This is a genomic window from Bartonella sp. ML70XJBT (assembly GCF_028618425.1).
Classification (GTDB): domain Bacteria; phylum Pseudomonadota; class Alphaproteobacteria; order Rhizobiales; family Rhizobiaceae; genus Bartonella.
Genome location: NZ_JAQISX010000003.1, coordinates 77,676 through 95,819 on the forward strand (window position 1 = coordinate 77,676; position 18,144 = coordinate 95,819).

General features: G+C 37.8%; 15 protein-coding genes. 12 read left to right on the plus strand and 3 right to left on the minus strand.

Annotation, left to right across the window (positions count from 1 at the left end; genetic code table 11):
* Positions 1-165: 165 nt before the first annotated feature.
* A complete protein-coding gene (locus PVV65_RS02190; protein ID WP_273789037.1) occupies positions 166-1,029 on the minus strand; it encodes a prephenate dehydratase in 864 nt (287 codons plus the stop codon).
* Positions 1,026-1,757 (minus strand): 3-deoxy-manno-octulosonate cytidylyltransferase, encoded by a 732-nt coding sequence (locus PVV65_RS02195; RefSeq protein WP_273789038.1) that lies wholly within the window; start codon positions 1,755-1,757, stop codon positions 1,026-1,028. The genes PVV65_RS02190 and PVV65_RS02195 overlap by 4 nt, the downstream gene beginning before the upstream one ends.
* A 104-nt stretch (positions 1,758-1,861) precedes the next feature.
* On the opposite strand from PVV65_RS02195, the gene PVV65_RS02200 reads away from it, so the two are divergent.
* Entirely contained in the window at positions 1,862-2,425 is a 564-nt protein-coding gene (locus PVV65_RS02200) for a cytochrome c family protein (RefSeq protein ID WP_273789039.1), read from the plus strand.
* 931 nt (positions 2,426-3,356) lie between these two features.
* On the opposite strand, the gene PVV65_RS02205 is transcribed toward PVV65_RS02200, so the two are convergent.
* Entirely contained in the window at positions 3,357-4,124 is a 768-nt protein-coding gene (locus PVV65_RS02205; RefSeq protein ID WP_273789040.1) for a molybdopterin-synthase adenylyltransferase MoeB, read from the minus strand.
* Between the two features lie 87 nt (positions 4,125-4,211).
* On the opposite strand from PVV65_RS02205, the gene gshB reads away from it, so the two are divergent.
* The 11 genes from gshB (at position 4,212) to PVV65_RS02260 (ending at position 16,822) form a co-directional block, all read left to right on the plus strand.
* A complete protein-coding gene (gene gshB / locus PVV65_RS02210; protein WP_273789041.1) occupies positions 4,212-5,150 on the plus strand; it encodes a glutathione synthase in 939 nt (312 codons plus the stop codon).
* A gap of 139 nt (positions 5,151-5,289) precedes the next feature.
* Positions 5,290-6,336 carry a substrate-binding domain-containing protein gene (locus tag PVV65_RS02215; RefSeq protein WP_273789042.1) on the plus strand — a complete coding sequence of 349 codons (1,047 nt, stop codon included), beginning with the start codon at positions 5,290-5,292 and terminating at the stop codon, positions 6,334-6,336.
* A 61-nt stretch (positions 6,337-6,397) separates the two neighbouring features.
* Positions 6,398-7,858, plus strand: coding sequence for a phosphate ABC transporter permease subunit PstC (gene pstC / locus PVV65_RS02220; RefSeq protein WP_273789043.1), 1,461 nt, complete (start codon positions 6,398-6,400; stop codon positions 7,856-7,858).
* On the plus strand, positions 7,855-9,144 hold the full coding sequence (gene pstA / locus PVV65_RS02225; protein ID WP_273789044.1) for a phosphate ABC transporter permease PstA: 1,290 nt from the start codon (positions 7,855-7,857) through the stop codon (positions 9,142-9,144). The genes pstC and pstA overlap by 4 nt, the downstream gene beginning before the upstream one ends.
* Before the next feature lie 51 nt (positions 9,145-9,195).
* Positions 9,196-9,954 carry a phosphate ABC transporter ATP-binding protein PstB gene (gene pstB, locus PVV65_RS02230; RefSeq protein ID WP_273789045.1) on the plus strand — a complete coding sequence of 253 codons (759 nt, stop codon included), beginning with the start codon at positions 9,196-9,198 and terminating at the stop codon, positions 9,952-9,954.
* A gap of 21 nt (positions 9,955-9,975) precedes the next feature.
* Complete coding sequence (gene phoU, locus PVV65_RS02235) at positions 9,976-10,698, plus strand: phosphate signaling complex protein PhoU (protein WP_273754654.1); 723 nt, start codon at positions 9,976-9,978, stop codon at positions 10,696-10,698.
* A gap of 593 nt (positions 10,699-11,291) precedes the next feature.
* A complete protein-coding gene (locus tag PVV65_RS02240; protein WP_273754655.1) occupies positions 11,292-12,128 on the plus strand; it encodes a cell wall hydrolase in 837 nt (278 codons plus the stop codon).
* Between the two features lie 176 nt (positions 12,129-12,304).
* Positions 12,305-13,552 (plus strand): aminopeptidase, encoded by a 1,248-nt coding sequence (locus tag PVV65_RS02245; RefSeq protein ID WP_273789046.1) that lies wholly within the window; start codon positions 12,305-12,307, stop codon positions 13,550-13,552.
* A 284-nt stretch (positions 13,553-13,836) separates the two neighbouring features.
* Complete coding sequence (gene mutM / locus PVV65_RS02250) at positions 13,837-14,712, plus strand: bifunctional DNA-formamidopyrimidine glycosylase/DNA-(apurinic or apyrimidinic site) lyase (protein ID WP_273754658.1); 876 nt, start codon at positions 13,837-13,839, stop codon at positions 14,710-14,712.
* Between the two features lie 102 nt (positions 14,713-14,814).
* Positions 14,815-16,209 (plus strand): M20/M25/M40 family metallo-hydrolase, encoded by a 1,395-nt coding sequence (locus PVV65_RS02255; protein ID WP_273754659.1) that lies wholly within the window; start codon positions 14,815-14,817, stop codon positions 16,207-16,209.
* A complete protein-coding gene (locus PVV65_RS02260; RefSeq protein WP_273789047.1) occupies positions 16,202-16,822 on the plus strand; it encodes a ribonuclease D in 621 nt (206 codons plus the stop codon). Before PVV65_RS02255 ends, PVV65_RS02260 begins: the two co-directional genes overlap by 8 nt.
* Positions 16,823-18,144 lie beyond the last annotated feature (1,322 nt).

The following is an 18,144-nucleotide window of genomic DNA, read 5'->3' on the forward strand; positions in this document are numbered from 1 at the left end:
ACCATTATCGAAGCAATTTATATATTCCGTTATCGGGTAGTATTACTTTTTCTGCTTTAGCTTCATGATGAAGCACGTTGAGCGTAAAAAATGAGTTTTTCTAAGACACATTCCATTATAGAATTTTTTCGACATTAATGAAAAATGATGATGGTTTTGTTGCTTTTATATATGCGATGCTCGATCGTTTTGTGCTGGATAAGTACCGATAATACGCAATTCAGCAGAAAAGAAAGACAATTCTTCTAAGGCAAGTTTCATCATGGGATCTTCGGGATGTCCTTCAATGTCAACAAAAAATTGTGTTGCATTGAAATTTCCACCAATTTGATAACTTTCTAATTTTGTCATATTAATACCATTTGTTGCAAATCCTCCCATAGCCTTATAGAGAGCAGCAGGAACATTGCGCACTCGAAAAAGAAGACTGGTGATGATTTTTTCACCATTTTTAGGTTTTGGGACATGTCGTTTGGATCGTGAAAGGATGACAAAACGCGTAATATTATGAGGGTTATCTTCAACATCTCTTTCAAGAATATCAAGCCCGTAGAGTTCTGCTGCGATCAGAGGGGCTAAGGCTGCTTGTGAACGTTGAGCACTTTTTTTGATAAATTTCGCAGCTCCAGCGGTATCAGCAAAAACGACAGGTTTCCAACCGTTGTTTCGTATGATTTTTCGGCATTGTGCAAGGGCATGTGTATGACTGTGGACGGTTTTAATTTCGTCATGGGTGACGCCAGGCAAAACCATGAGTTGAAAATGGATAGGCAAAAAATATTCATCAATGATATAAAGTGATGATTGTGGTAAAAGATGGTGAATATCCGCAACCCGTCCAGCAAGAGTATTTTCGATAGGGATCATAGCAAAGTCAGCTTTCCCATTTTCTACCAAATTAAGGGCGTCTTCAAAAGTAGCAGAGGGCAGAGCATTCATATTGGGGAACATATTAGAGCAAGCAATATGGGAATTAGCACCGTATTCTCCTTGGAAAGAGATTTTATTGGTTTTTTTGAGTGTTCTCATGCTAAAATCTCACGTACTCTATCGAGATCAGATTGTGTGTCTACACCTAAGGGAATCGTATCGACTATTTCCACATCGATACGCATATTATGCTCTAATGCACGTAATTGTTCAAGTTTTTCACGCATTTCAAGTGTAGAGGGTTTGAATGATACAAATTTTTCAAGTGCTTTGCGCCGATAAGCGTATATTCCAATATGATGATAAAGAGGACCATCCCCATAAGGAGCAGTGGTGCGCGTAAAATAAAGAGCACGAAGGCGATTTTGAGAAAGTGGTGTTCCAATGATTTTGACAACATTGGGATTTCTTCTTTCATCTTCTTCAATGATTTGAGCCCCCAAGGTTGCGATATCAGTAAAGCTATTTTCTAAAGGGCGTAGTGCACTGATGATTTCATGTGGCATGATCGTTGGGAGGTCCCCTTGTATATTTAAAATAGCATTGTAGCGTTGTTCAGGATCAATATGCATTAAAGCTTCATAAATACGATCAGATCCAGATTTATGATCACTTCGTGTTATGAGATATTCATGCCCATACTCTGCAACAACTTTGGCAATATCATTGTGATCTGTTGCAACGATTGTACGCCCTATTGCTGCTTTTTTGGCTTGTTCTGCGACATGAATAATCATCGGCTTTCCACCGATTTCAGCGAGAGCTTTTTGGGGAAGGCGAGTTGAGCCTATACGGGCAGGAATAAGAATAATTGGTTCAAGAGCCATTGCAAGATTCCAAATGTCGTCTGTAATGCATTTATAATGTTGTGTGTTATAAAGAAAAAGCTTATACTAAAAATGGTAATGAAACCATGAACATTTGAGTTTTTATGAATCGCTCGAAAGTTATCTATTTTATTTGTGCGTGTTTATGCGTTCTGATTATTGTTGTGGGAATTTCCACGCTCAGTGACATAGTTTATAATCATTCTCCATCAGCCCAATATCATCACACAGTTACCAAGAATGATACATTTAAAGAAAAGCAAAAAAAACCCAAGGTTACCATATCACTCAATAGCCGCCTTCAACAAGGAAATTTTGAAAATGGGCGTAAAATTTTTCGTCAATGTGCCATATGCCATACTTCTGGACGCAACCAAGCAGGGCGTGTGGGGCCAGTTCTTTGGGAAATTGTTAATCGTCCTTTGGCCGCAGCGGCAGGTTTTGCATATTCACGGGCATTGCGCGCACATTCTGATCAAAAGTGGGACTTTGTGACGTTAGATCGTTATCTGCATTCTCCACATAAAGCATTCCCTGGGACTATTATGTCTTTTCGTGGAATTAAAAATGACCAAGACCGTGCTGATCTTTTACTTTATTTACGCAGTTTATCCGATCATCCTGTTACCATACCAGTGGATAATAATAAAGCAAATGAGTCAAATTAACTTATATTATAGAGGCTCATTTTAGAAAAAAGGATGGTTAGTTTTTTTGTTTATGATTTTAGCTTCAAGGTTTTATTACAAGAGCTCTTACTTGATGTTTTGATAGGGAAAACGCCTCTCACGTAAAACAGCATATACTTAACGTTGCGTACTTCTCCACTTGTTTTAAAGAGATCTTTTAAGAACGTTCACTCTTTACACTGACCATCTACAGATTGGTTTTCAAGATCCGTTTGCGTCATTTTTTCCACATAGACTTGTCTGTACAATTATCACCGAAGGATTATCCATTCATGAGCGACAGCTTTCTGCTTTTAAATGTAATAATTGTGTGGTTAAAGCTATCTATGAGGTTTAACTTAATTTTTCTATATAGATTAGTCTCCATGTGTTTTTCTTATAGACAGAGACAATTGATTGTTCTTATACGTGCAATAATCCTAAGCGGCATTTTATGATGCTTGATAAATAGACATTTCCCTTGAGGTTAGAGGTGTAGGTACAGATCATTGACTTCGTTATAGTATTGATAACTAAAATATGATTTAGATTATTTATTGATGGATTATGGTTTGAAGAAAGCACTTTCATGTGAAGCAATTTTATTTATGCATGAAGAGCAAACTGGTTGAATAGAGTTAGATTATATTTTTAACTATCTCGAAAATTCTTTACAGAAGAACATTGATGGCAGCGCTCGTTTGCACGAGTATTTAACCCTTTATAAAAGAGGACATGAAATGACGCTGATAATCCATTATAGAGGAGATTCTTTCACAAAAGATCTTTTTTGTGATAAGTTTAATCGTTTCCATTGTTTACAGCGTTTTGATGATTTACGGTAAAACATCAGTATTCCAGTTTCAGTATATATCGCAAGAGTCTTGAAAGCGAGTAGGGATAAAATTATGATTCTCCAAGCTTCTTAATATTATGTATTTTCTCTGAAATTTGTTCGTTTATAGGTAATAATATTAAATTGCGCTAATAATCCATTATAGAGAAGAATCTTTCCTACGAGTGGATCTCCGATGTTTGTAATCATTTTAATCGCTTCCATGGCTTGTAGGGTTCCAATAACGCCGGGTAAAACACCGATGATTCCAGTTTCAGCACATGTTGGGATCGTATCGGGAGCAGGAGGGGTGGGGAATAAATCGCGATAGTGAGGATTATTGTCTTTATACGGCATAAGGACGGTTAATGAACCATTAAAACGTTCTACAGCGCCGCTTATTAAAGGCTTTTTGCATTGGGCTGCGTGATCAGCAAGAAGATAGCGTGTGGTAAAGTTATCACTTCCATCAACAATGATATGGTAGTCATTGAGCAGTTTATCCACATTACTTTTATCTAAGCGTAGGGGGTGTTTTTCAACCATAACATGGGGGTTAATGGCTTTTATAGTGCTTTCAGCACTGTCTGTTTTGCTTTGGTTGATTGCATTTGTCTTATGAATAATTTGGCGTTGTAAATTGGAAAGTGAAACGGTGTCGTTATCGACAACCCCAAGGGTTCCAACACCTGCGGCAGCCAAATAAGTTAAGACAGGTGCTCCAAGTCCACCAGCACCCACAACAAGAACACGCGCTTGTTTGAGCTTTTGTTGTCCCACACCACCAATCTCAGGCAAAATGATGTGACGTGCATAGCGTTCGATTTCTTCGTTATTGAATTTTGTATCTATTTCTTGAGTCATAAATTTTCTCTTGTCATTGTTATTTTATTGTTTACTAAGTTTATGGTGCATAGACTAGTCTGCTTTTAGGATAGGGAGGATTTATTGATGAAAATTGCTATTCAGATGGATCATATTTCAACGGTTCGGATTCAAGGAGATACGACATTTGCTCTCGCTTTAGCAGCGCAAGAACGTGGACACTCTCTCTTCCATTATACTCCAGATCGTTTATCTCTGTATGATGGTTGTGTGATTGCACGCTTAGAGTCATTGACTGTCTATGATGAAGAGGAAAAACACTATCAATTAGGAAAGCCAGTTCGTACCGAATTAAGAGATATGGATGTAGTTCTTTTGCGCCAAGATCCACCTTTTGATCTCAATTATATCACCACAACACATTTATTAGAACGTATTCATCCAAAAACACTTATTGTGAATGATCCAGCATGGGTACGCAACAGTCCGGAAAAAATTTTTGTGACAGAATTTTCTGATTTGATGCCTGAAACGTTAATTACCAAAGATATTGAAGAAATAACTGCTTTTAGAGAAACATTTGGCGACATTATTGTGAAACCCCTTTATGGAAATGGGGGTGCTGGTGTTTTTTATTTAAGACAAGATGATCGCAATTTAGCATCGTTGTTGGAAATGTTTGCAGATATTTATCGTGAACCTTTTATTGTTCAGCGTTATTTAGAGGCAGTACGAAAAGGAGATAAACGGATTATTTTGCTTGATGGTACGCCTGTTGGAGCCATTAATCGAATTCCGACAAAAACAGATGTGCGTTCTAACATGCATGTTGGAGGTCGTGCGGAAAATGTTGCGTTAACAAAACGTGATTATGAAATTTGTGAACGCATTGGTCCAGCCTTAAAGGAACGTGGTCTTCTGTTTGTGGGAATTGATGTGATTGGAGATTATATAACAGAAATCAATGTAACATCTCCTACGGGAATTCGTGAAATTAAACGCTTTTGCGGTACAGATATTGCACATCTGTTTTGGGATATTGTTGAGTTCAAACGTTCAAATTAATTTATAGGGTTTAATCATGGTTTTGTTAAAAAAATGATCCATGTTGTTTTTTTATTTTGTTATGTTGCAAATGTGAACTAGAATGACCGTATGGTATAAATTAAGAGGTTTTAATCCTCAATTTTTAGGGAGTTTATAGATGAGCAGAGTTTTATCAATTGGAGTGGGATTGATTTTTGCGTTACTGCTATCAGTAAATGTAGGCAATGCACGCGATCAAATACAGGTTACTGGCTCATCTACAGTTTTACCTTATCAAAAGATTGTCGCTGAGACATTTGGAGAAATTTATCCCCATTTTAAGGTTCCTGTTATCGAATCGGGTGGAACAGGAGCGGGTATTAAGGAATTTTGCCGTGGTATTGGGGAGAATACCGTTGATATTGTGAATGCTTCACGAGCAATGAAATCGAGTGAATTGCAATCTTGTTTTGAGGCTGGTGTGAAAGATATTGAGGAAATACGCATTGGGTACGATGGCATTGTTTTTGCAACAGATATAAAAGGTCCTGATTGGAAATTACGGCCAGTAGATGTTTATAAAGCCCTTGCAGCTCGCGTTATTAAAGATGGGAAGTTGCAGCCCAATAATGTTTTGAAATGGAGTGCTGTCAATAGTGCGCTTCCTGATTGGACGATAGCAGCCTATATTCCTGGAGAAAAGCATGGAACGCGTGAAGTTTTTGAGGAAAAATTACTTGCTGTGGGCTGTAAAGAGAGTGGAGCAGTTGAGGTGATGAAGTCTTTAGGGATGGATGATAAGAAGATACACGCTGCTTGTATTGCGGTCCGTAAGGATGGAAAAGCGATTGATATCGACGGTGATTATTCTGAAACATTTGCGCGTCTAACTTCGAATAAAACAGGGGTTGGTATTTTTGGTTTGTCTTTTTATCAAAATAATGCTGATAGGTTAAAGGTTGCCGATATTAATGGTTTTGCGCCAAGAGTTGAGACAATTTCTAGTGGACAATATCCAGTTTCTCGTCCACTTTTTTTCTATATTAAGAAAGCACATTTAGATATTGTTCCAGGTTTGCGAGAGTACGTTGATTTTTTCCTTTCTGAACAAATGATTGGTCCGGATAGCCCTTTGGCTGAATATGGTTTGATTGTTGCTCCTGAAAAAGAGCGCCAAGCACAGCGTTCTAATTTTTCTGCTGGTCGAATCATGATGTTGAAATAATTTATTGTTGTTCCAGGTTAAGAGTTTTCAGTGCTATTTTTTATAAAAACTGAAAGATAAAATGCGCATTTCCTTCATTGTTTTTTTGTTATTTCTTTTTGGATTTTGTGGCTTTTGTATTTCTTATATGCGAGCACGTACTCTCGAATACAAACAACATAAAATGCATTCTCGTGCATATTATTATGGCTGGTGGACTTTTTTGATCACTGTTATTCCAGCTTTTATTTTTTTAATTTTGTGGGATGCTGGGAGTATAATTTATTTAGAATATAATGCCTCTCGAGAACTTGGGGTGTATAGTGCGCATATAACAGAACCTGTCAATCATGAGCTACTTTGGGAGATACTTCAAAATCTCGTCAAAATAATCCATTGCTTTGAAGGGGATCTCTCCACCGCTTCCTATAAGGAAGTGCAGGCACAATTACTTGCAAAAGGATTGATGTTGCCTCATGAAGCATCGGACGATGTATTCAAAATAGCGCGGTCATGGATTTTTTCTTCTCAAAAGCTTCAATTTATTGGTCATGGTTTCCTTTTTGCTATTGCCTCCTTTGGTTTTATCTATGGAATAATACAAATTGCACCTCATCAACGTGCACGCAATAAGGTTGAATCTTTAATTATTATTGGATTGGCGTGTGCTTCTATCGTGGCAGTTTTGACGACAATAGCCATTGCACTTTCTCTGCTCTTTCAGACAATAAGCTTTTTTCAGTCTGTATCCTTTTCAAATTTCTTTTTAGGAACGGTTTGGGATCCGCGTTTTTCCGCAAGTGGTTCAAGCGATGAAGGTGGACAATTTGGTTTAATACCGCTCCTTGCTGGTACACTTTATATTGCATTTGTTGCTATGCTCTTTGCTGTACCTATAGGATTATTTTCAGCTCTTTATATGGCAGAATATGCTTCTGCGCGATTGCGAGCAATTGTAAAACCATTATTGGAAGTTCTTGCTGGCATACCAACCATTGTTTATGGCTTTTTTGCTTTGAAGGTTGTCGGACCATTTTTACGTGACCTGTCTGTTTCTCTTTCAGGTGGGGGCGGTTTTATTATGGCTCAAAGTGTTTTGACTGCTGGTGTTGTAATGGGAATTATGTTGATTCCTTTTGTTTCTTCTTTGTCGGATGATGTTATTACGGCTGTTCCACGAATATTACGTGAAGGTTCTTATGGTTTAGGTGCAACGCAATCTGAAACAATTAAAAAAGTCGTTATACCCGCAGCACTTCCAGGGATTATGGGGGCTATTTTGTTGACAGCATCGCGTGCAATTGGGGAAACAATGATTGTGGTTTTGGCGGCAGGTGTTGCAGCAAACTTAACACTCAATCCTTTCGAAGCAATGACCACCATGACGGTTAAAATTGTTAATCAATTGACCGGTGATTTTGAGTTTAACTCTCCACAAACTTTGGTAGCTTTTGCTTTGGGAATGACACTTTTTGTGATGACTCTCTTGATGAATATTCTAGCTCTTTATATCGTGCGTAGATATCGGGAACAATATGAATGAATGAAGATTTTTTTCCTCGTCGTAATATTAGTCTTAAGCGTCGGTATAGGGCTGAACGTCGTTTTCGTGCCTATGGTTTGATTTCTATTTTTATTGGTCTGTTTTTTTTATTTGCACTTTTATGGTCGATTATGAGTCAAGGCTATACAGCTTTTTTTCAAAGTGAAATGACATTATCGATTTATTTGGATGAAAAGATTATTGATCCGAGTAGTCAACGTCAAAAAAAGCCACAAGTTCTCATAACAGCAAATTATCCGCTTCTTGTACGCAATGCTTTAGCAAAAAAACTCGGTGTTAATCAAAATGATCATGCTTCTCTGCGGGACATTAACCGTATGTTTTCAAATGGTGTACGTGTTCAACTGCGTGAAATGGTGACAAAAAATCCAAAACTGATTGGCACAATACAAAAAATCAAAGTTTTGGCAGCTGCGGATATTGATTCTGCTTATAAAGGGCAGATTGATCTGCATGTAGCAGAAAAAAACCGAAAAGTTTCTAATCGACAAGTAGAATGGATAAAGCGCTTAGCGCATGATGGTACGCTTTATAAGACATTTAATATTGTTTTTTTTACATTTGGTGCTTCAAGTCGTCCTGAGACTGCGGGATTAGGTGTTGCTATCATTGGATCTCTTTATATGATAGGCGTTGTTTTATTGGTTTCACTGCCGATAGGCATAGCAACGGCTCTTTATTTAGAAGAATATGCACGCAAAAATAAATTTACAGATTTTATTGAGGTTAATATCAATAATCTTGCTGCTGTTCCTTCGATTGTTTTTGGTCTTTTAGGACTTGCGGTTTTTGTTAATTTTTTAGGATTACCACGTTCAGCTTCTTTTGTTGGTGGTCTTGTTTTAGCGCTCATGACTCTTCCCACGATCATTATTGCAACACGTTCTGCTTTGCGGGCTGTTCCTCTCTCTATTCGTGCGGCAGCTTTAGGGTTAGGGGCATCAAAAACACAAATGATTTTTCATCATGTTGTTCCTTTAGCAGCGCCTGGTATTTTGACTGGTACGATTATTGGAGTCGCTCAGGCTTTGGGTGAAACAGCACCTTTGCTTTTGATTGGAATGGTTGCTTTTGTTGTGAATATTCCTACAACTCCCATGGATCCGGCAACAGCTTTACCTGTTCAAATTTTTATGTGGGCGGGTGAAGCAGAGCGCGCTTTTGTTGAAAAGACATCGGGGGCTATTATTGTCTTAATGATTTTTCTTGCGATCATGAATATTTCTGCGGTTTTTTTACGTCGACGGTTTGAACGCCGCCAGTAATTTAAATAAAATAACAACTTTGATAAGATTTTTGTAAGGTAAGTTTTTGTCATGAAGATTAAAATGCGTGGTCAGGATGTGAAGGTTTCTTATGGGGACAAAGAAGCACTTCATGGTATTACCCTTGATATTCCTGAACATCAAGTCACAGCTTTGATTGGTCCCTCAGGATGTGGAAAATCGACTTTTTTGCGTTGTTTTAACCGTATGAATGATACGATTGAAAGGGCTAAAATAACGGGTCTTATCACTTTAGATGGAGAGAATATTTATGACCAGAGAATTGATGTTGTAGAATTACGGGCCCGTGTTGGAATGGTTTTTCAAAAGCCTAGTCCTTTTCCAAAATCTATATTTGAAAATGTTGCCTATGGTCCGCGTATTCATGGTTTGGTAAAAACACGTTCTGAATTGCATGATGTGGTTGAAAAGAGTTTGAGGCAGGCTGGTTTATTTGAAGAAGTAAAAGACCGTCTTCATGATCTTGGAACAAGTTTATCGGGAGGACAACAACAGCGTCTGTGTATTGCGCGTGCCATTGCGGTTAGTCCTGAAGTTATTCTGATGGACGAACCCTGTTCAGCTCTCGACCCCATTGCGACGGCTCGGATTGAAGAGCTTATCGATGCGTTACGGCAAAATTATACAATTGTTATCGTAACACATTCCATGCAACAGGCAGCACGTGTTTCTCAATATACGGCCATGTTTCATTTAGGGCATTTGGTCGAAGTTGGTGCAACTGAAATAATCTTCACTTCACCAAAAGAACAACGGACGCAAGATTATATTACGGGGCGTTTTGGATAGGTGAATTGAGGAGAGTAAGATATGTCTATGAACCATACCGTTCGTTCTTATGATGCAGAGCTAAAATATCTAAAAGCAAGAATTACAGAAATGGGGCACCATGCGGAAAGAATGATTGAACGTTCTGTTGCATCGGTTGTCTGTAGTGATCTTCAACTTGCAACAGCAGTGATTGCTGATGATTTGTTTTTAGATGAAGCAGAACGTGATATTGATGAAAAAGCAGTTGCTATTATTTGCAAGCGTCAACCGATGGCTGTAGATTTGCGTGAAATTATTGGAGCCATTCGTATTTCTTCTGATCTTGAGCGGATTGGGGATATGGCTAAAAACATTGCTAAAAGGACTGTTGCCCTTTCAGAAATACGTCAGTCCACCTCCTTTTATCATGGGCTTGAAACAATTACAGCTTTAGCTCTCAATCAATTAAAAGAAGTCTTAGATGCTTATACGAGTCGTCGATTAGAGCGTGTTGACGCTGTGCGTGAGCGTGATGAGAAGATTGATGCTTTGTATACTTCTCTTTTTCGTGAACTTTTGACATATATGATGGAAGATATGCGCAATATTACGGTTTGTACGCACTTACTGTTTTGTTTAAAGAATATTGAACGAATTGGTGATCATGTTACCAATATTGCTGAAATGTTGCATTATATCATAACGGGTTATCATATGTCTTCTGATCGTCCTCGCGATGACCTTACGTATAAAGTTGGTGTAGGTGAGAAGAAAAGAGATTAAATTTTTCTGAGATTTTTTAAATTCGCTTTTTTAAAATTCGCTTGTAGATACAGTGAGCAATTTTCTTACAATACAGAAGCTTTAGAAAGAACATAAAAGGACATAATAACCATATGATGAAAAAACACATAGAAGTACCAAAGAGTTTTTTAGGCTAACATGGCAAATTGTTAACTCTTAATTTGACATTTTTGTATATTGGATGATACCATCATCTGGATTATGGGGGGGATTTTTTTTGATTGTTTTTTTTAATTTATATTAAAGGGGGTATCTGTATTATTTTTTCAATATTGATGCAAAGAGTTTTGATATCCAAATCTTTTTCGTGTTTAGAATGAGCGGTCATATTATTTTATTGCGATTGAAACATCTGGGTTATATAAGCCTATATTGTGCTGTGAGGAGTGACAATATTGATCTATAAATTAAGAGTATTTTATTTTTTATTTCGCATAGATAGTTTTTGATTACCATTTGTATTAAAATTTTACTGTGTGGTAACAATTAGTTGTATACTTTATTGAGAGATACATTTAAAGCTCATTTCAAAATTTGAATAGCTAAGAGATTATAGGAATGTGTTACCTAAGATGAAAAAAAATCGTTGGAATGTTTTTGTTACCTGTTGCGTAGCACCCTTGGTTGTTGTGGGGTGTGCTACAAGTCATTTAGATGCTGGAAAAGTAAATAGTAAGAAGACAAAAACAGTTACGTATCCATTGACAGAGCGCCAATGCCTTATGCGTGCGATGTATTTTGAATCAAACCGCTCAAGTCGTGAAGGAATGATTGCCGTTGGGACGGTTGTTATGAATCGTGTTAATTCAACCGCTTATCCTAAGACAATTTGTGGTGTTGTTGGCCAATATAAGCAATTTGCCCCTGGTGTTTTAACGCGTCCTATGACGGAGAAAGCATCTGTTGCTCGTGTAAGAGAAGCTGCTGATGCAGTTTTACGCGGTGAACGAGATAAGAAGGTTAAACACGCTAAGTTTTTTCATACCGCTGGTTTGTCTTTTCCTTATAGAAACATGCATTATGTTCATGTTGCAGGGGGGAATGCTTTTTATGAAAAGCGATCCCGCGATGGATCACTTCAAGTTCCTACGGATAACCGTCCTTATGATGTTGCTTATGCCTTTGCTCAGGAACGTTCTGGTTATGCACCAAGCTTTATCGATGAAGGCTTAGAAAGTAAGGGAGTAAAGGCAGAAAAAAGTACATCTCCTTCAACAGCAGTAGCACAGTCTAAGACGGTACAGCCTATGTCTTTTGCTATGATCCAGCTTGATAAAGTTCCCATTCCAGCTTATGCGCCTAGACCTCTAGCGAGGAAAGAGGAAAATAAAACAATTATGACGTTGCCTTCATCAGATCAGTTAAATGCAATTGTTGCAATGTTAGAAAAACGACACAGAAACTGGTAAGTTTTTGCGCAACCGAAGAAGAGTCTTACACCCCATTGCGGTTTATGAATTAAGTAAATTCTTTAGTAAGAGTGATACGCATAAATAGACGTAGAGAAAGAATTGAAAGGATCGAGAAAAATAATTTAAAATATGGTAGCGTAAGAATACATTTTATTTAAAGAAGGGTGTAGGTAATGTATTTTGATATTCATGAGACAATTTCGCCTGAAATGCTTAATCGTCTTGCAGAAGTTACGGTAAAAGTGGGGTTAAATTTACAAGAGGGGCAGGATCTTGTTTTGACTGCTCCAGTTTCAGCATTACCTCTTGTTCGGCGTATTGCATATCATGCTTATAAAGTTGGTGTTGGTGTCATTACACCAATTTTTAGTGATGATGTGTTATCGCTTACACGTTTTGAAAATGCCCATACGGCTAGTTTTGATTGTGCCCCTTCTTGGCTCTATGAGGGAATGGCGAAGGCTTTTGAAAATGGGGCCGCACGTTTAGCGATTGTTGGTGATAATCCGTTACTCCTTTCCAATCAAGATTTTGATAAAGTTGCGCGATTAAATAAAGCCACTTCAGTGGCTTATCAGCCGGCACTCAAGAAAATATCGAATTTTGCTATCAATTGGTCGATTGTCGCTTATCCAACAGCAGGGTGGGCTGAGGCAATGTTTCCTTCTTTACCGCTTAATGAGGCGATTAAAAAATTAGCTGATGCAATTTTTTCTGCTTCACGTGTTACAGGAGAAGATCCGGTGCATGCGTGGACTGTTCATAACGCAAATTTGAAGAAACGGTCATCTTGGCTTAATGAACAGCGTTTTTCTGCTTTGCACTTTACAGGACCAGGGACTGATTTAACAGTTGGTTTGGCAGATGATCATGAATGGCATGGGGGGGCATCCGTTGCAAAAAATGGTGTTGTTTGTAATCCTAATATTCCGACAGAAGAAGTTTTCACGACTCCTCATGCTCATAGGGTTGAAGGGTTTGTTCGCTCAACAAAGCCTCTTTCCTATCAAGGAACACTGATTGATAATATTGAAGTACGTTTTGAAACAGGGCGCATTGTTGAGGCTCACGCATCAACAGGCGAGGCAGTTTTACAACAGGTTTTGCAAAGTGATGAGGGTGCAAGCCGGTTGGGCGAGGTTGCTCTTGTGCCTCATTCTTCACCAATTTCTAAGAGTGAGCTTCTTTTTTATAATACCTTATTTGATGAAAATGCAGCTTGTCACATTGCTTTAGGACAGTGTTATTCCAAATGCTTTTTAGATGGAGCATCATTAACATCAGAAGAGATTGCAGCGCGTGGTGGTAATAAAAGTGTTATTCATATTGACTGGATGATTGGTTCTGGTGAAATTGACATAGATGGTATTACGCAGGATGGTGTAAGAGTTCCTATATTTCGTAAGGGTGAATGGGCTTAATTTTATTATGCTGTAAAAGTAAAACACGTCATTTGAGGTTGATAAGTTTCCTTGACAGGGCAAGTATTTCTAGAGTACGTGAATGAATATTCAAGATAGGGCTTAATCGTGTAAAACCTTTCGTTAAATGAGTTACATGAGTATGAAGCCAAATAAGTTTACTCAACAAGGATCATGGTTATTTACAGAACAGATGAGATTAAAATTTTTATTCTTTGAGGATGTGAGAAAGATCAATTGATCAGTGATACGACTGGAAAGTGCATAATTATTAAAGAGGAGTGATGCCAGAGCTTCCTGAAGTAGAGACGGTTCGTCGTGGACTTAAGTCTGTTGTCACTGATGCAAAGATAGTATCTGTCAAACTTAATCGAAGAGATTTGCGTTTTCCTTTTCCTGAGGCTTTTTCTGAACGGCTTATTGGTAAAAAAATTTTAGAACTTGGTCGGCGTGCGAAATATTTATTATTTCATCTTTCTCAGGATGAAACGATTTTAAGCCATTTAGGAATGTCGGGGTCATGGCGTATAGAGAATGATCTTTTAAGAAAAACTTTTTCAACGACCAATAAATTGGTTAAGCATGATCATTTTATTATGGATATTCAGACAAGGAATGATGAAGTTTACCAACTTATTTATAATGATGTGCGTCGCTTTGGGTTTATGCTTTTAGTTGATACGGACAAGCTTTATAAACATCCGCTTTTGAATAAGCTAGGGCTTGAACCTATGAGCGATGCATTTTCTGGTTGCTACTTACAAAAGGCTTTTGTTAATAAAAAAATGTCTCTCAAGGGTGTTTTACTTGATCAGTCTATCGTTGCGGGGCTTGGAAATATTTATGTTTGCGAGGCACTTTGGCGGAGTCGTTTGTCTCCACAGCGTGGTGCATTTACATTAGCATCAAAAACGGTATATGCACGTGAGCTTGCAGATTCTTTAGCACAAAATATACGAAATGTGATTTCTGAAGCTATTTTATCTGGTGGTTCTTCTTTGCGTGATTATGTGCATATAGATGGTTCCCTTGGTTATTTTCAACATACTTTTTCAGTTTATGGACGAGAAGGTAAGGAATGTTTGGAATGCGGAACGCCTATATTACGTATTTTACAGGCTGGGCGTTCAAGTTTTTACTGCTCACAGTGTCAAAAATGAATAAGATATCTTGCAAAATCCTACAAGAGGCTTAAAGTCAGGTTCTTACAATTATATAAATATATGAGGTATATAAATATATGAGGCTTGAGAGGTTTTTTTATGCTGAATAAAGTACTAACACATCTTGATGGAAATATAGAAAAGAGCCTTGAACGCCTTTTTTCTCTTTTACGTTTTCAATCGATCTCTACAGACTCGGCTTATAAGGATGCATGTCGTCAAGCAGCTGATTGGTTAGTAGAGGATTTAAAAAGCATTGGTTTTGAGGCTTCTCGGCGTGATACACCGGGTCATCCAATGGTTGTTGGGCATCATCCAGGACCTTCAGAGGATTGTTTACATGTATTGTTTTACGGACATTATGATGTTCAACCTGTTGATCCCTTGAGTTTATGGGAGGATGATCCATTTACACCTTCTTTAAAAGAGAGAGATGGAGAGAAAGTTATTTGTGCTCGCGGCGCTTCAGATGACAAAGGTCAGTTGATGACATTTATTGAAGCGTGTCGTGCATATAAGAAAGAAACAGGGCAGCTTCCTGTTAAAGTAACTATTTTATGTGAAGGTGAGGAAGAGTGTGCGTCTCCTTCTCTTGTTCCTTTTTTGAAAGAAAATAAAGAGGAGCTTAAGGCAGATTATGCACTGGTTTGTGATACCTCGATGTGGGATGCGGATACACCATCTATTGCTCTTTCTCTTCGGGGAATTATGGCGGAAGAGATTATTATCACGGCAGCTAATCGTGATTTGCATTCTGGTTATTTTGGGGGTGTAGCAGCCAATCCCATTCGTATTTTAACTAAAGTTTTGGCAGGACTTCACGATGAAAATAATAAGGTGACGCTTCCTGGTTTTTATGATGGTGTAGAAGAAACACCTCCACATATTTTACAATCATGGAATGCACTTAATTGTACTGCTGAAAATTTGCTTGGTCCTATCGGTCTTTCCATTCCAGCAGGTGAAAAAGGACGGAGCATTTTAGAGCTTGTGTGGGCACGTCCTACCATGGAATTTAATGGTATTAGTGGGGGCTATGAAGGGGAAGGGATGAAAACGGTTATTGCCTCTCAAGCGAGTGCAAAAGTATCATGTCGTTTAGTCCATAAGCAAGATCCAGCGAAAATACGCCAAGCGCTGCGTGATTATGTACGGAGCTCAATTCCTGCTGATTGTACGGTTGAATTTAAGAATCATGGTTCTTCTCCAGCACTTCAGTTGTCTGAAGATTCATCTTTTATCAAGGAGGCGAAGGATGCTTTATCACAAGAGTGGGAAGTTCCTGCTGTCTTGACAGCCATGGGGGGGTCGATTCCAATTGTTGCCGATTTTCGGTCAATTCTCGGCATGGAAACTCTTTTGGTTGGTTTTGGATTGGCTGATGACCGTATTCATTCGCCTAATGAAAAGTATAATCTAAAATCGTTCCATAAGGGGCAGAGGTCTTGGGCGCGTATTCTTACCGCTTTAGCAAAGAGGAGGGTGAATGGCTGAGATTCGCGTCCATCAAGGTGATTTGCCAAACCTAGATAATTATAAAACTGATGCCATTGCGATTGATACTGAGACTTTAGGATTACAACCACATCGTGATCGTTTGTGTGTTGTTCAGATTTCTTCTGGAGATGGGACTGCTGATATTGTACAAATTGCTAAAGGACAAAAGAGTGCTCCCAATTTGGTCAAGCTTCTTAAAGATAACGCCGTCACCAAAATATTCCATTTCGGGCGTTTTGATCTTGCTATTTTAGCGCATACATTTGGTGTTATGCCAGAGGCTGTTTTTTGTACAAAGATCGCTTCAAAGCTCACACGTACCTATACGGATCGTCATGGCTTGAAAGAAATTTGTAATGAAATGCTGAATGTGAATATTTCTAAACAGCAACAATCTTCGGATTGGGCGGCAGAAACGTTATCACAGGCACAAATTGAATATGCTGCATCGGATGTGTTATACTTGCATCGTTTAAAGGTTATATTTGAAGAACGTTTAAGACGCGAAGAGCGAGAAAATGTTGCCAAGGCGTGCTTTCAATTTTTGCCTATGAGAGCTAAGCTTGACCTTTTAGGATGGGCGGAAGTTGATATTTTTGCCCATAGCTAACTTTAAAAATTAGCTTTTAATGAAGTAAATTATTGATGCAAGAGGACGAAATGCCGATATTGTCGGCATTTTGTCCTTTTTTTCTCATTTTTTCAGATAACAATTATAACATAAGTTCTCTTTGATTTGAAGTTTAGGCAATAAAAGTAATTTTGAAGAGAGACTAGGAATTATAGTAGGTTAGAGGCTTAAATCTCTGAAACCGCTATACAGCTTAATTGGGGAAGAATATAAAGACATCAGTGTAAAAAACAATCCTCATTCTTATCATCACTAATTCTATTTTACGTCTTTCAAAAGTATTTACAGCAATATCTATTAAGGAATGCAGATTACGCATTGTTTCACACTTTTATTTTTCACATTCTTTAGCGGAGTCACGCCCCTCAAGCAAAATAAAACATCCTAAACGGAATATATTTGGCGTACTCATTCACGTGCTTTTTTAAAGAAAGCTTTCTTAAGACATCCAAGCCCATGACACGGCGGCGTTCATGAATGATATAACGATAAAGCTTCTCATATTATCTAAAATCTATTGAGCATCACCATTTTTACGCTTATGGAGTCAAGAGCCGCTACCATCACATATTTTGCCAACACCCAATTTTGTTACAACCCTTGGTACAATTCATAAGAGGCGTTTTTTATTGTACAGTTTCACTCCATGTAAGCGTGCCCACTTGTAATGTGCAAATAAATGGTTTCGGTTAATTTAACATAAGAGAATTTTATGATATTTGGGGGGCTAATTCAATATAGATAACGACATATTATCATTATAAATCAAAACGTTATAGGCTTAAGATATAAAAATTGACCACGATCATACTGAACAATACAAAGAATGATATCTAGAAATAAGTTAGCAAAAGCATGTTTTTGTTCAAGTCAAAATGTAATCACTTTTGCGTTTAAAGAGATTCATAAGAAAAAGCACCTTTTTCAAGAGTTTTATCCATATATCAACTTCATTTATGATATGGAGGCGGATAATTTAGCTTAATTGTACCATGAACAAGTTTGAAATGAGATAAACCTGTGATACTGAGAGCACTCATTCAATAGCGGGAATGATAAATTATACTTATAAATTAATATGTTGAATAACACTTGTGACCTTTATTGTCTCACAGACGACACTTTGTGCTTTTATTCATTGCCAAACAAGTGTTTTATATGTTGACCACGCAGGGTAGTTTACATTTATTTTAAAATTAAAATGCCCCAACGCTTTGTTTTTTCAGAATTCTTACTTTTTATCTATAAACGTACTATTTTTTCTGGAAATTAGCAATGAAGACACTAGATAAAATCCATTA

Bases quoted from the DNA above. Each gene is read 5' to 3' on its own strand.
- PVV65_RS02190 (WP_273789037.1), bottom strand. From the start codon at position 1,029: ATGAGAACACTCAAAAAAACCAATAAAATCTCTTTCCAAGGAGAATAC.
- PVV65_RS02195 (WP_273789038.1), bottom strand. From the start codon at position 1,757: ATGGCTCTTGAACCAATTATTCTTATTCCTGCCCGTATAGGCTCAACT.
- PVV65_RS02200 (WP_273789039.1), top strand. From the start codon at position 1,862: ATGAATCGCTCGAAAGTTATCTATTTTATTTGTGCGTGTTTATGCGTT.
- PVV65_RS02205 (WP_273789040.1), bottom strand. From the start codon at position 4,124: ATGACTCAAGAAATAGATACAAAATTCAATAACGAAGAAATCGAACGC.
- gshB (WP_273789041.1), top strand. From the start codon at position 4,212: ATGAAAATTGCTATTCAGATGGATCATATTTCAACGGTTCGGATTCAA.
- PVV65_RS02215 (WP_273789042.1), top strand. From the start codon at position 5,290: ATGAGCAGAGTTTTATCAATTGGAGTGGGATTGATTTTTGCGTTACTG.
- pstC (WP_273789043.1), top strand. From the start codon at position 6,398: ATGCGCATTTCCTTCATTGTTTTTTTGTTATTTCTTTTTGGATTTTGT.
- pstA (WP_273789044.1), top strand. From the start codon at position 7,855: ATGAATGAAGATTTTTTTCCTCGTCGTAATATTAGTCTTAAGCGTCGG.
- pstB (WP_273789045.1), top strand. From the start codon at position 9,196: ATGAAGATTAAAATGCGTGGTCAGGATGTGAAGGTTTCTTATGGGGAC.
- phoU (WP_273754654.1), top strand. From the start codon at position 9,976: ATGTCTATGAACCATACCGTTCGTTCTTATGATGCAGAGCTAAAATAT.
- PVV65_RS02240 (WP_273754655.1), top strand. From the start codon at position 11,292: ATGAAAAAAAATCGTTGGAATGTTTTTGTTACCTGTTGCGTAGCACCC.
- PVV65_RS02245 (WP_273789046.1), top strand. From the start codon at position 12,305: ATGTATTTTGATATTCATGAGACAATTTCGCCTGAAATGCTTAATCGT.
- mutM (WP_273754658.1), top strand. From the start codon at position 13,837: ATGCCAGAGCTTCCTGAAGTAGAGACGGTTCGTCGTGGACTTAAGTCT.
- PVV65_RS02255 (WP_273754659.1), top strand. From the start codon at position 14,815: ATGCTGAATAAAGTACTAACACATCTTGATGGAAATATAGAAAAGAGC.
- PVV65_RS02260 (WP_273789047.1), top strand. From the start codon at position 16,202: ATGGCTGAGATTCGCGTCCATCAAGGTGATTTGCCAAACCTAGATAAT.